We start from the raw sequence: 12,543 nt of genomic DNA on the forward strand, positions 1-12,543 counted from the left end.
ATTGGGGCATTTCCGGGAACCGTTTCGCGGTTTTCTGCGGGAATGCCTTTACTTTTGTAAATTTTATGGTATAGTTGTAGGTAGAACCTCTTTGGGTAAAAACGCGCACGGCATAAGGCCGGCGCTTTATTGTATTGAAAGGATGAATATTCAAATGCGCATTATCAAAACGAAAACCTATGAAGAAATGAGCGCCATTGCAGCCGGCATCATCGGCGGCCAGGTGCTTTTGAAGCCGAACTGCGTGCTGGGCCTTGCAACAGGCTCTTCGCCGATTGGCGCCTACAAAGATCTTGTAAAGAGCTATGAGGACGGCATACTGGACTTTTCCGAAGTGCGCACCGTAAACCTCGACGAATACTGCGGTCTGGACGATACGAACCCGAACAGCTACCGCTATTTCATGAACGACCACCTCTTTGACCACGTGAATATCGACAAGGCGAACACACATGTGCCGAACGGCCACGCAGGTGACCTTGAAGAGGAGGCTGTGCGCTATGAGAGCTTTATTCAGTCTCTCGGCGGCATCGATCTGCAGTTGCTCGGCATCGGCCACAATGGGCATATCGGCTTTAACGAGCCGACGGACAACTTCCCGGCGACAGTGCACACCGTACAGCTGACGGAGAGCACCATCAACGCGAACTCCCGTTTGTTCGAGCGCCGCGAGGATGTGCCGACGCAGGCCATCACCATGGGCATCGGCACCATTATGAAGGCGAAGAAGATTCTTCTCATCGCAGGCCCGGATAAGGCGGAGATCGTCGAAAAGGCTTGCTTCGGCAAGGTTACGCCGAAGGTGCCGGCTTCCGTTTTGCAGCTGCACCCGGACGTTACGGTTATCCTTAGCGCGGAAAAGTAATTCCGTTTCGGTAAAATTGAAATTTGGTAGTTGACTTTAAGGTTAACTTATGCTATGATGTAGACAGCAAAGCCGCAGGAAGCGGTAACGGTCAAAAGACCGCGCGGCGAAACGCCGTTTGAAAGTATTTTAAAGCCACTTAAAAAAATAGACCACGAAGGTCTTTTCGCTCGGTATGGGCGGAATGCTTCGTGGTCTTTTTGTATCTGGGAGGGTATTTCAATGAACCGTACAAACAGCAAATTTTCCGTTAAAAATCTTGTGCTCGGTGCACTTTTTCTGGCGCTTGCGTTAGTACTGCCGTTCTTCACCGGGCATATCCCGCAGATCGGCGCAATGCTGTGTCCGATGCACCTGCCGATTTTGCTTGCAGGCTTCGTATGCGGCGGCCCGGTGGGCGCGGTTGTGGGCTTTATCGCCCCGCTGCTGCGCATGGTGATGTTCGGCATGCCGCCGTTCTACGTCGCCATCGCTATGGCGTTTGAGCTGCTGACATACGGCCTTGTAAGCGGCATCATGTACCGCAAGGTGTTCAAAAAGCAGACTGTCGGCACGCTGTACGGCAGCCTTTTGATCGCTATGGTCGCGGGCAGAATCGTCTGGGGTATCGTGAAGGTGATCCTCAGCGGCATTGCGGCAGATGCGGGCGCGTTCACATTTGCGGCATTCATTTCCGGCGCACTCTTAAACGCAATCCCGGGCATCGTGGTGCAGCTTATTCTGGTCCCGGCTGTCGTCGTCGCCTTGCAGAAAGCAAAGCTGATAGAAGCACCGAGCGCGGAAAAAGCATAAGCACTATAGGTTCCCTGAAAGGGCGGCATTGCCGCCTTTTTTTCATGCACAAAGCTTGCACTCACCTCGCCATCGTGCTATGATAATCCCAAAGAGACGAAAAGCAGGATGGGGGAAAGACTATGTTTACGGATGCGTTCGGCAAAATTTGGTATAAGGGCAATCTGCACACCCATACAACGAACTCGGACGGCGCGTATGCGCCGGAAGAAACGATTGCATTATACAAATCAAAAGGCTATGATTTCCTTGCGCTGACCGACCACTGGTTCCACGGTGAGGGGCGGCAAGAGGAAAATTTTCTCCTCTTAAACGGCACGGAGTTCGACGTGGGCAGTACCGTGCAGGAGGGCATTTACCACATCGTTGGTATCGGCATGGAGAAAGCGCCTGCGCTTACAAAACGCGCGCCGGGGCTTTCCGCGCAGAAGATCATCGATGAAATCCATAACGTGAACGGCATTGCAATCTTGGCGCACCCCGCATGGTCGCTGGATCGCGCTTCGGAGGTCGTGAAGCTGTACGGCATTGACGGGTGCGAGATTTACAACACCACTTCGGGCCTGCCGTGGAACTGCCGTCCGTATTCCGGTGTGTTTTTCGACGAAATGGCGCTTTTGGGGCACTATTTGCCGTGCATGGCGGCGGACGATGCGCATCACTACACGGGCGACGAGACGCGTTCGTACATCATGGTGCAGGCGGATGAATTGACGCGCGAGGGTGTTTTGGCGGCTATCCGTGCAAACCGCTTCTACGCAACGCAGGGGCCGAATTTCCGCGTTGAAATTGAAAATGGCACGGTCACGGTGCATACCTCGCCGGTGCAGGAGGTCGTGTTCTTCACCGATACCGTTTGGGCGGGCGACCGCGCGACGGTAGGCGAAAATGTGACCGAAGCGACGTATAAAGTGCAGCCTACGGACACGTTCGTGCGCGTGGAGCTGAAAGACAAAGACGGCAACTGCGGCTGGTCGGGTATTTATCCCGTCAACAAAAAGTAAAAGGAAAAGGTCTGCTCACCAAAGCGGAGCAGACCTTTTTGCGTATGAATTTAAAGCGTGATTTGCATGCCGTCGTTCACAAATTTGACGGGCAGCGGAGCGAGCGTTTCCGCAAGCTGCATGACGTTCGGGATATTCCACGGCGCGTAGTGGTTGACGAGCACCTGCTTTGTGGGACAGGCGGCCAAAACGGGCGCGTAATCGGTCGCCGGGAAGTGTGCGGCTTCGCAGATGATAAATTCGGTCGGCTTTTCCTTGGCGATTTTTGGAAAATCGACGTTGGGATGCTTTAAGTCGCCCGTGAACAGCACGGCTTTGCCCTCGGCTTCCACGAAAAAAGCATGGGAATCCGGGCAATGCTGCGTGGGAATGGCGGTGACTTTTAAATATCCGTCGTCGAAGATTGTGCCGTCCGTGATCTTTTTAAAGCGCAGGTCGCGCATTTCGCAGTGATTCGCTTTGAGCCATGCACGGATGGCCTCAACGCCCTCCAAGTTCGGCAGGCAGATTTCGGGGTCGGCGGTTTTAAAATACCAGCTGATAAGGTCGACGAATGAGATGAGCCCGTTTGTATGGTCGCCGTGCATATGCGTGATGAAGATGCCCTTGACGTCCTCCACCTCGATGCCGCGTGTGCGCAGGGCATCGATGGCGTTGACGCCCATATCGATGAAATAATATCGGCCGTTCGTTTCGATCAAGGTGCAGGAGCAGCGGCGATTCGCCTCCGGCACGCCGTGGCTTGCGCCGAGAAAAGTGATCTGCATAGAGTTTAAATTCCTTTCTTTTCAATACTTTTAGTGCTTTCTGAGATTTTCAAGAATTTGCACTGCAAATTCTTTGGAAGACCCCCTAATTTGGTCTCCCACACTTTAACAGTCCGCTGGACTGTTAAAGCTCCCATCCTGATTTTTAGGTAGGCAAAAGAGTTTCGAACTCTGCGGAGTTCGACCAAAGGCGTTGCCTTTGGATTTCACGACCGAACCATGGGTTCGGTTTGACCTTCATTTGAAAAATGGTCGATCAAAAACTTTTGCGTCGCTTCGCTGTGTTCAGTTTAACACGTTTATGTATCGACTGCAATGCGCCGAATTCACAGATTTTCGCTTTCGTTTTTGTCTATCACAGCTTTAGGGTTTCCAGCAGACGGTTCGTTTCTCGCTCTACATGGTCGTAGTCGACGAACGGGCGGTAGATGGTTTCAATCGCGTCATGTGTGCGCTTGCAGAGCCTGAGCTCCTCCACGGCCTGCGCAGTCAAGGTCTCGGCCTCCTGCATGGCGAACGGGATGAAGTCCGAAAGCGGGCTCAAAAGGAACTCGTTTAATGTGCTGCGGGTATCGTCCGCGGCACACAGCATGGTGTCGCCGATGCGCACGCACTGCGGTGCTTCCGGCGTGAGCGGATGCAGGAAAATTTCAGTCTGCGTATTCTGCACGAGCTTCATGGCTTCGTTTAAGAACACCGCGCCCAAAACGCCGGGCAGGTACACGGTGTTTTCGGCATCCTGTGCTTCCCGGAAATCCGCAACGCCGGCGGGCGTGGGGCTCGTTAAAAATAGTGTGCGCGGTGTGCCCTCCTTCGGCAGTGTGAAACCCTCTTTTAAAAATGTGCGGATCATGGTAAGGTCGGCAGACCTTGCGGCTTCACTTACGGCGGCACGGCGCAGGCTGCCTGCGGCGGAAAGGCACGCGAACGCGTTTTTGTAGTGCGCGCGGTTTTCTTCTGCAAGGACAAAAAGCTCTTCGCGGCGGCGTTTGAAGACCTCTTTGTGCAAAAACCGTCCGAGATCCAGCGTTTCGCCGTCGATCCCCGGCATGGCGGGGTCTATGGTGTGCGGCGCGGTGCCGTCCAGTAAGACGAGCCGCCGCTGCGGGATACGCACGGCGTCAAAGCTTTCGGGGTCGCTTGCGCAGCGAAATTCTTCGACGGTAAACCCGTTTGCCCGTGCGATGGCGGCGCATTTTTTCATCAATGTGCTTTTTCCTACCCCGGGGCCGCCCTTTAAAACGTAGGTGTAGTGCGGCTCGCTCCACGGCGGCACGATGCCCTCAAAATGCCCGATGAATCCGCGCCCGGTGTTGGCGCCCGGAAAATACCTTCTTTTGCCGTTTGACATAGGAAACCCTCCTCATTTCTCATCGGTGAGTTATATGCGAAAAGCCGTTAAAATAGTCGCCGCGGACAAAACAAAAAGTGGAAAACCCGTGCGGAAAATGGCTTTCCCACACAAGAAAAACCGCGCTATGTCACGAATTTTTTACAATCTCGCCGCGGTGCTGCGTATTGAATTGCGCGCGCGCCTGTGGTATCATTAAAAGTATATTTGGGTAATTTTGCGGATATGTAAGAGCTGCCGAAACAGGCGGCATTTATGCGGTACCGGTATACGATGCGGAAAGGGTACCGCAGAAAGGATGAATCAACATGATGAGAATCGGTTTGGACGTTGGTTCCACGACCTTAAAGTGCGTTGTTCTGAACGAGCAGAACGAGGTGCTTTTCAAAAAATATGAGCGTCATCTTTCGCGCATCGTGGAGAAATCCGTTGAGATGCTGCGTGAAGTGGCAGAGCAGTTTCCGAAAGAAAAGGTGCTTTTGAGCATTTCCGGCTCGGCCGGTATGGGCCTTGCAGAGCGCAGTGACATTCAGTTCGTGCAGGAGGTATACGCGACGCGCATTGCGGTGAACCGCCTTGTGCCGGGTACGGATGCGGTCATCGAGCTTGGCGGCGAGGACGCGAAGATTTTGTTCCTTACGGACGGCAATAACGCCTCCGGCCTTGAGGTGCGTATGAACGGCTCCTGCGCGGGCGGCACCGGCGCGTTCATCGACCAGATGGCGACGCTTTTGAACATCACCCCGGATGCGCTCAACACACTTTCGAAAGAGCATGAGAAGATCTATACCATTGCTTCCCGCTGCGGCGTGTTCGCAAAGAGCGATATTCAGCCGCTTTTAAATCAGGGCGCGCAGAAAAAAGACGTGGCGGCAAGCATTCTCTACGCCGTTGTGAACCAGACCGTTGCGGGTCTTGCGCAGGGCAGAGAAATCGCGGGCAAGGTCGTATACCTCGGCGGCCCGATGACGTTTTTAAGCGAGCTGCGCGTGGCGTTTGATAAGACGCTCGGCATTACGGGCATCTGCCCGGAAAATTCGCTGTATTTCGTCGCGTTGGGTGCGGCGTTTGCGGCGGACGGCAATGAGACGACGCTTGCGGAGATCATCAACCGCATTGCGCATTACACGGCAAAGGAAGAATACCGCGCCTGCCCGCCGCTTTTTAAGGACAAGGCGGATTACGAAGCATTCACAAAGCGCCACCTTAACGCCGGCGTTAAGGTGCGCGACACACTGGAGGACGGCGAGCCGGTTTATATCGGCATCGATGCGGGCTCCACGACCGTTAAAGCCGTTGTGACGGATAAGGACGGCAATATTGTTTGTTCGCGCTATATGTCGAACAGCGGCAACCCTGTCCCGCTGATGCGCGAATTCCTGCTTGAAGTTTACACGCGTTTCCCGCAGGCGAAGATCTGCGCCTGCGCGGCGACCGGCTACGGCGAAGACATCATCAAAAACGCGTTTTCCGTCGATTACGGCATCGTAGAGACGATGGCGCACTTCTACGCGGCGCGCGCGTTCAACCCGAAGGTCGATTTCATCATCGACATCGGCGGTCAGGACATCAAGTGCTTCAAGGTCGAAAACGGCGTCATCGACGATATTTTCCTCAACGAGGCTTGTTCCTCCGGCTGCGGCTCGTTCCTCCAGACGTTTGCGGGTGCGCTGGGTTACTCCATTGAAGATTTTGCAAAACTCGGTCTGTTTGCGGATCGCCCGGTCGACCTCGGCTCCCGCTGTACGGTGTTCATGAACTCCTCCGTGAAGCAGGCGCAGAAGGACGGCGCAACGGTGGAGAACATCTCCGCGGGTCTTTCCATCAGCGTTGTCAAGAACGCGCTGTATAAAGTTATCCGTGCGGTCGATTCCAAAGCAATCGGCCGGGAGATCGTCGTGCAGGGCGGTACGTTCCTGAATGACGCCGTGCTGCGCGCGTTTGAGCAGGAGATCGGCCACGATGTCATCCGTCCGACCATTGCGGGCCTGATGGGCGCATACGGTGCTGCACTGTATGCGCACGAAAAAGCACAGGCTGCGGGTAAGGCGACGGAGCTTTCGACGCTTTTGAGCAAGGAAGCGCTCGAAGAATTCACCCACAGCGTAAAGGCCATCACCTGCCGCGGCTGCTCCAACAGCTGCAAGTTGACGGTGAACACCTTTTCCGGCGGACGCAAGTTCATCAGCGGCAACCGCTGTGAAAAGCCGGTGACGGGCGTGAAATCCACCGAAGCGCAGTACAACATGTTTGAAGAAAAGCGCAAGCTGCTCGCGCGCTATACATACAAAGACACGGGCAAGCCGGTCATCGGCATTCCGATGGGCCTCAACATGTACGAGCTTTTGCCGTTCTGGTATAAGTTCTTCACAACGCTCGGCTACGATGTGAAAACGTCACCGGCGTCGAACCGCCAGCTTTATTTAAAGGGTCAGCACACCATTCCGTCCGATACGGCGTGCTTCCCGGCAAAGCTGATGCACGGCCACGTGGAAGCGCTGCTTGACGAGGGCGTGGACGCGGTGTTCTACCCCTGCATGACGTATAACTTTGACGAAAACCTCGGTGACAACCACTATAATTGCCCGGTCGTCGCCTATTACCCGGAGGTCATCTCCTCCAATATCCAGAAATTAAAGGACACCGTCTTCATCGGCGATTACGTTGGCCTGCACCGCAGACACGACTTCCCCGGCAAGATGTACGAGATTTTACGCCGCCACTTCCCGAACGGTACGTTCACGAAAAAAGACGTGAAGAAAGCATCCGACGCGGCGTACGCGGAGTATGACCTCTACATGCGCGCCGTGCGTGCCATCGGCGACAAATTCCTCGCGCTCGCCGAAGAACAGCATAAGCCCGTTATCGTGCTGGCCGGTCGTCCGTATCATGTGGACCCGGAGATCAACCACGGCATTGACAGCCTCATCTGCGACTGCGGCGCGGTTGTTGTGACGGAAGACGCCGTTGCGTGCAAGGAGAAGAAATTCCCGACGAAGGTCCTCAACCAGTGGACGTATCACTCCCGTCTGTACGCGGCTGCAAAGTACGTTGTAGACCGTGCGGATAAGCGCGTGAACCTCATTCAGCTTGTCTCGTTTGGTTGCGGCGTGGACGCCATCACGACCGACGAGGTGCGCGGCATTCTGCACGACGGCGGCAAAATCTACACCCAGCTCAAGATCGACGAGATCACAAACCTCGGCGCGGTGCGTATTCGTCTCCGCAGCCTGTTTGCGGCGCTGGATTTACAGTAAGGGAGGCGCACGAATATGGCTTTTACCGATCGCGTTGAATTTACAAAGGAAATGAAAAAAGAGGGTTATACGATCCTTGCACCGAACATGGCGCCCATCCATTTCCGTTTATTTGAAAACCTGTTCGCTTCTTACGGCTACAACGTGGAGATTCTCCAGACGCGCGGCCGTCAGATTGTGGATGAGGGTCTGAAATATGTCCACAACGATACCTGCTACCCGGCGCTGCTCACCATCGGCCAGATGATGGACGCGCTGCACAGCGGCAAATATGATCTGCATAAAACGGCGCTCATCATCACCCAGACGGGCGGCGGCTGCCGTGCTTCGAACTACATTCACCTTTTGAGAAAGGCGCTGGAAAAAGACGGCCTTTCGTATATTCCGGTCATTTCGCTCAATATGTCCGGACTCGAGAAAAACAGCGGCTTCAAGCTGACGCTGCCGATGATCCGCAAGGCGCTGGGCGTGCTTGCGTACGGCGACCTTTTGATGCTGCTGCACAACCAGACGAGACCGTATGAGAAAGAGGCGGGCGCGAGCCGGAAGCTTGTGGACGATTGGACGAAAAAGCTGACCGATATGTTCGCAAAGGAAAAGGGCTACTCCGCAAAGGAGATGGAGACGATCCTGCCGCAGATCGCGGAGGATTTTGCGAACGTGCCTGTGACCGGCGAAAAGAAAGTGCGCGTTGGTGTTGTCGGCGAAATTTACGTCAAGTATTCGCCCATCGGCAACAACGATCTGGAAGAGTTCCTGTTCAGCCAGAACTGCGAAACGATGGTGCCGGGTCTGCTTGGCTTCATGCTGTTTAAAGTCGATAACCGCATGGAAGATATTAAGCTTTTCGGCGGCAGCAAGGCGAAGTTTGGGGTTGTGAAGATCCTCTTTGACTACCTCGTCGGCATCGAAAGCCACGTTATCCGCGCCGTGGAGCACGCGAACACTGTTTCTAACCGCTTCACTGTGCCGTCCTCGTATGCGCACCTCAAAAAGCTCATCACAGGCGTCATCGGCTACGGCTGCAAGATGGGCGAGGGTTGGCTCTTGACCGCGGAAATGATGGAGCTTATTGAAAGCGGCTACCCGAATATCATCTGTGCACAGCCGTTCGGCTGCCTGCCGAACCACATCGTCGGCAAGGGCATGATCCGCAGCCTGAAAAACCTGTACCCGAAGTCGAATATTGTGCCGATTGATTACGATCCGGGCGCGACGAAGGTCAACCAGGAGAACCGTATCAAGCTGATGCTGGCGGTTGCAAAGGAAAACATGGAGCAGGCCGAAAAAGAGAACGCTCCGAAAGCGGAAGAATAACATAAGCTGAAAAACGCCTGTCCTTTTTGCGAGGATAGGCGTTTTTTTGATAGACGACGTGAAACGGCGGTTAAAAGTCTTTGATTAAACTTTCTTCAGAAAGTTTATGGGGTCTCGGGGCAAAGCTCAGAGGCGCGCTCCGCAGAGCGCGAAATCTTTTTGCCTAACGAAAAACGAGGACTGTTCAGACGTAGTGAACCCAGTTGCATGGATTTCCTAAAGGGTTCGCACGCGAACCCTTAGAAAATAAGTTTATCATAAAATTATTTCCTCAAAACCGGTAGCTTCTCCAACAGCGGGAGTAAAACCTGCAGCAAAAGCCCGGTGCAGATGCCGCAGACGACCGAATACAGCACGAGCGCGGGAATATACCCCAGCGCGCCGAAGCCGGTCATCCATAACGCGACGAGCAGCTGTGCGAGGTTGTGCCCGAACGCACCGCAGACACCGATGAAGACCGGCGTGAATTTTGTTTTTTTCCACAGTATGCCCATGATGAGCGTGCTCAAAAGTCCGCCGCAAAGGCTCATCAGCCCGGCGGAAACACCGCGCGTCAAAAACGCAAACAGACCCTTGATTGCCGCAATGAACAGCGCCGCGGGCAGGCCGATAGCGCCGGCGGCGAACATGGTGACAAGGTTTGAAAGCCCGGCTTTTGCGCCCGGCGGCATGCCCGGCAGCGGGGGCAGGAGATTTTCGAGGATTCCCAGCACCAGTGCCAGTGCACCCAATAGTCCGATGAGCGCGATGTGCTCTGCTTTTTTCTTCATGGATGTCCTTTCGATTTTGAGGTGTTTTTTTCTAAGGCTCGCGTTGGCTCGCCCTTTCAAGGGACCCCCTAATTGGGTCCCTTGCGGCTAAACTGTCCACTGGACAGTTTAGCCTATCCTCCTGATTTTGAAGTAGGCAAAAAGATTTCGCCATTTGCGAATGGCGACTTAGGGCGTTGCCCCGAGACCTCACGACCTTTTGAAAAAGGTCGACGAAAACTTTATTCGTCTTGTTTCACATCACAGCAGTGTGAGCTGTTCAACTTCTACGGGGATCAAGTGGATGATCTCAAGGCCCTCTTTTTTCGCTCTTCTTACGGTATAAGCGGTGCCGCCGCGTTTGGCGGCAGGGTCGCGCAGATAGCAGACGCAGTAGCCGCTGCGCGCTACCATGGCGTCGTCACGCCGCAGCATACAGTCCGGCGTATACCGTTCAAAAAGGAATTCCGCAGTATCGGCCTGATTTAAAATTTCACGGTAGCGGCGCTTTTCCGCAAAATGCCAGCGGTCGCTTTGCCCTTTGCACGGCAAAATGAGGTGCAGCCGCACGGGCAGAGCTTCGCGAATTTTCAAGACGGCTTCCGCCGCCATGGTGTCAAATCCTCTTGCGCCGCCGGTGTAAAACTCCGTCACGCCTTTTTCTGCATATAATCTTTGAATTTCGGAGAGCAGCGCCGCGCGGAGCGGTTCCCGGTCTTCGGGCGGAATTTCTCGGTGTCCTGTAAAGCAGCAGGCATTTTTCCGCATGGCACAGCCTCCTTTTCGTTTGATACTCATAGTTTACAGCTTTTTCATACCGCTGTAAAGATGTACGGTGGACTTTAAAACCAATCTGTGCTAAAATTGTTCCGAAACTCAAACGGAAGGAATTTCGTCTTTATGAAAGCAAACGTAAAGCGCCCGGCGCGTTTTTCTTTTAAAACGATTACGGAAAAGGAAGCGAAACATCTGACGCTGATTTTTGTTGCAGTTTTGTTTTTGGTGATCGTTGTCTTGGCGCTGTTTCCGCTTTTGGACCGCGAAGAAGAACGGTACGAGGTGACGACCTACGCCATGGGCAGCTACGTGCAGCAAACCGTTTACGGCGAAAACCGCGAGGACGCGGCCGTGAAAGCGGCGGACGCGGTGGAAGCGCTGGAGCAGAAAATCTCTTGGCGTGTGGAGAACAGCGATATTCAGAAGCTGAATAACAACGCGGGCAAGGACTGGGTGACGCTGAGTGATGAAACGCTGAACATTTTAACGCAGGCGCAGTCGGTTTCGGAAAAAAGCGGCGGCGCATTCGATGTGACCATTGCGCCGATCTCGCGCTTATGGGACTTTGATGACGAATTGAACGAAGTGCCGGACAGTGACCTCATCACATCCTTACTGCCGTATGTGAATCACTCTTTGCTGCGCATAGACGAAACGGAGCAGACGGCGTCTTTGAAAAATCTCGGCATGGCGGTGGACCTCGGTTCGGTCGGCAAAGGTGCGGCGTGTGACGCGGCAGTCAGAGCCTACGAAGAAGCGGGCGCAAAAGCGGCTATCATCGCGGTCGGCGGCAGCGTGGGCGTATACGGCGAAAAAAGCTCCGGCAAGCCGTGGAGCGTGGCGGTGCGCGACCCGAACGGTGACGGCTCTCTCGGTTCGGTAACGCTGGCGGAGGGCTTTGTCTCCACCTCCGGCAGCTACGAAAAATACTTTGAGCAGGACGACGTTTTATACCACCATCTGCTCGATCCGAAAACGGGCTACCCGGCAGAAAGCGGCCTTGTTTCCGTGACGGTCGTCGCGAAAAGCGGCGTGCTTTCCGATGCGCTTTCCACAGCGTGCTTTGTGCTCGGCAGAGAAGACGGCATGAAGCTGCTGGAAGAATTCGATGCCGAAGGTATTTTCATCAATTCAGACAACAACATCACGGTGACGGACGGACTGAAAGACCGCTTTACACTTACAAGCCGCGATTACACGCTTGTTTCCTGAAAGAGGGGCTGCGATGGAAAAGCGAAAATTTTCATGGAAAGAAGCGCTCCTGCTCGTTTTGGTGCTCGCTGTGGCGGCAGGCGTGTATCTCTATGCCAAAACGCGCCCGAAGGGGGCAGAGGCCGTCATTGAGCAGGATGGCGAAGTGTACCGCCGCGTTGTGCTGGCCGATTTAAAGGAGCCATTAACGCTGGAAGTGAACGGCGCGGTGATTGAGCTTGACAAAGACGGCGCACATTTCGTTTCGAGCCCGTGCCCGGACAAAATTTGTGTGAACAAGGGGATTATCAAGCGTGCGGGAGAATCTGCCGTGTGCCTGCCGCAGCGCGTGAGTGTGCGCATAGAGGGCGGCGACAGCGAGATAGACTCCGTAACGGGATAAAAGAATATGACCATAGAAAAAGAGACGCACCAAAAGGTACGCCTCTTTTTCTGAAGGGATAAAAAATGAA

At 54.3% G+C, this 12,543-nt stretch carries 11 protein-coding genes; 7 read left to right on the forward strand and 4 right to left on the reverse strand.

The window, feature by feature from the left end:
* The first annotated feature begins 154 nt into the window (after nucleotides 1-154).
* The 3 genes from nagB (at nucleotide 155) to ACI0CA_RS03060 (ending at nucleotide 2,661) form a co-directional block, all read left to right on the forward strand.
* Nucleotides 155-865: a glucosamine-6-phosphate deaminase gene (nagB, locus tag ACI0CA_RS03050; protein WP_412330908.1), complete on the forward strand. Its 711-nt coding sequence runs from the start codon at nucleotides 155-157 to the stop codon at nucleotides 863-865.
* 222 nt (nucleotides 866-1,087) lie between these two features.
* Nucleotides 1,088-1,657 (forward strand): ECF transporter S component, encoded by a 570-nt coding sequence (locus ACI0CA_RS03055; protein WP_308449332.1) that lies wholly within the window; start codon nucleotides 1,088-1,090, stop codon nucleotides 1,655-1,657.
* Nucleotides 1,658-1,779: 122 nt separating this feature from the next.
* A complete protein-coding gene (locus ACI0CA_RS03060; protein ID WP_395507173.1) occupies nucleotides 1,780-2,661 on the forward strand; it encodes a PHP domain-containing protein in 882 nt (293 codons plus the stop codon).
* A 50-nt stretch (nucleotides 2,662-2,711) separates the two neighbouring features.
* On the opposite strand, the gene ACI0CA_RS03065 is transcribed toward ACI0CA_RS03060, so the two are convergent.
* Together ACI0CA_RS03065 and ACI0CA_RS03070 are read right to left on the reverse strand one after the other, a co-directional pair.
* Nucleotides 2,712-3,428, reverse strand: a complete 717-nt coding sequence (locus ACI0CA_RS03065; RefSeq protein ID WP_395507172.1) for an MBL fold metallo-hydrolase — start codon at nucleotides 3,426-3,428, stop codon at nucleotides 2,712-2,714.
* Nucleotides 3,429-3,783: 355 nt separating this feature from the next.
* Nucleotides 3,784-4,779: a hypothetical protein gene (locus tag ACI0CA_RS03070; RefSeq protein WP_176820933.1), complete on the reverse strand. Its 996-nt coding sequence runs from the start codon at nucleotides 4,777-4,779 to the stop codon at nucleotides 3,784-3,786.
* Nucleotides 4,780-5,090: 311 nt separating this feature from the next.
* Between ACI0CA_RS03070 and ACI0CA_RS03075 the strand changes: the two genes are divergently transcribed.
* Complete coding sequence (locus ACI0CA_RS03075) at nucleotides 5,091-8,036, forward strand: acyl-CoA dehydratase activase (RefSeq protein WP_417073351.1); 2,946 nt, start codon at nucleotides 5,091-5,093, stop codon at nucleotides 8,034-8,036.
* A gap of 15 nt (nucleotides 8,037-8,051) precedes the next feature.
* A complete protein-coding gene (locus ACI0CA_RS03080) occupies nucleotides 8,052-9,353 on the forward strand; it encodes a 2-hydroxyglutaryl-CoA dehydratase (protein WP_349201650.1) in 1,302 nt (433 codons plus the stop codon).
* A gap of 263 nt (nucleotides 9,354-9,616) precedes the next feature.
* Here ACI0CA_RS03080 and ACI0CA_RS03085 read toward each other — a convergent pair whose 3' ends face one another.
* Nucleotides 9,617-10,123 (reverse strand): Gx transporter family protein, encoded by a 507-nt coding sequence (locus ACI0CA_RS03085; protein WP_308449329.1) that lies wholly within the window; start codon nucleotides 10,121-10,123, stop codon nucleotides 9,617-9,619.
* A gap of 240 nt (nucleotides 10,124-10,363) precedes the next feature.
* Entirely contained in the window at nucleotides 10,364-10,900 is a 537-nt protein-coding gene (locus ACI0CA_RS03090) for an SLOG family protein (protein ID WP_308449328.1), read from the reverse strand.
* Between the two features lie 102 nt (nucleotides 10,901-11,002).
* On the opposite strand from ACI0CA_RS03090, the gene ACI0CA_RS03095 reads away from it, so the two are divergent.
* Together ACI0CA_RS03095 and ACI0CA_RS03100 are read left to right on the forward strand one after the other, a co-directional pair.
* Nucleotides 11,003-12,091 carry an FAD:protein FMN transferase gene (locus ACI0CA_RS03095; RefSeq protein ID WP_308449327.1) on the forward strand — a complete coding sequence of 363 codons (1,089 nt, stop codon included), beginning with the start codon at nucleotides 11,003-11,005 and terminating at the stop codon, nucleotides 12,089-12,091.
* A gap of 13 nt (nucleotides 12,092-12,104) precedes the next feature.
* On the forward strand, nucleotides 12,105-12,473 hold the full coding sequence (locus ACI0CA_RS03100; RefSeq protein WP_308449326.1) for a NusG domain II-containing protein: 369 nt from the start codon (nucleotides 12,105-12,107) through the stop codon (nucleotides 12,471-12,473).
* Nucleotides 12,474-12,543 lie beyond the last annotated feature (70 nt).

The organism is Hominenteromicrobium mulieris (assembly GCF_046197855.1).
GTDB classification, from domain to species: Bacteria; Bacillota; Clostridia; order Oscillospirales; family Acutalibacteraceae; genus Hominenteromicrobium; species Hominenteromicrobium mulieris.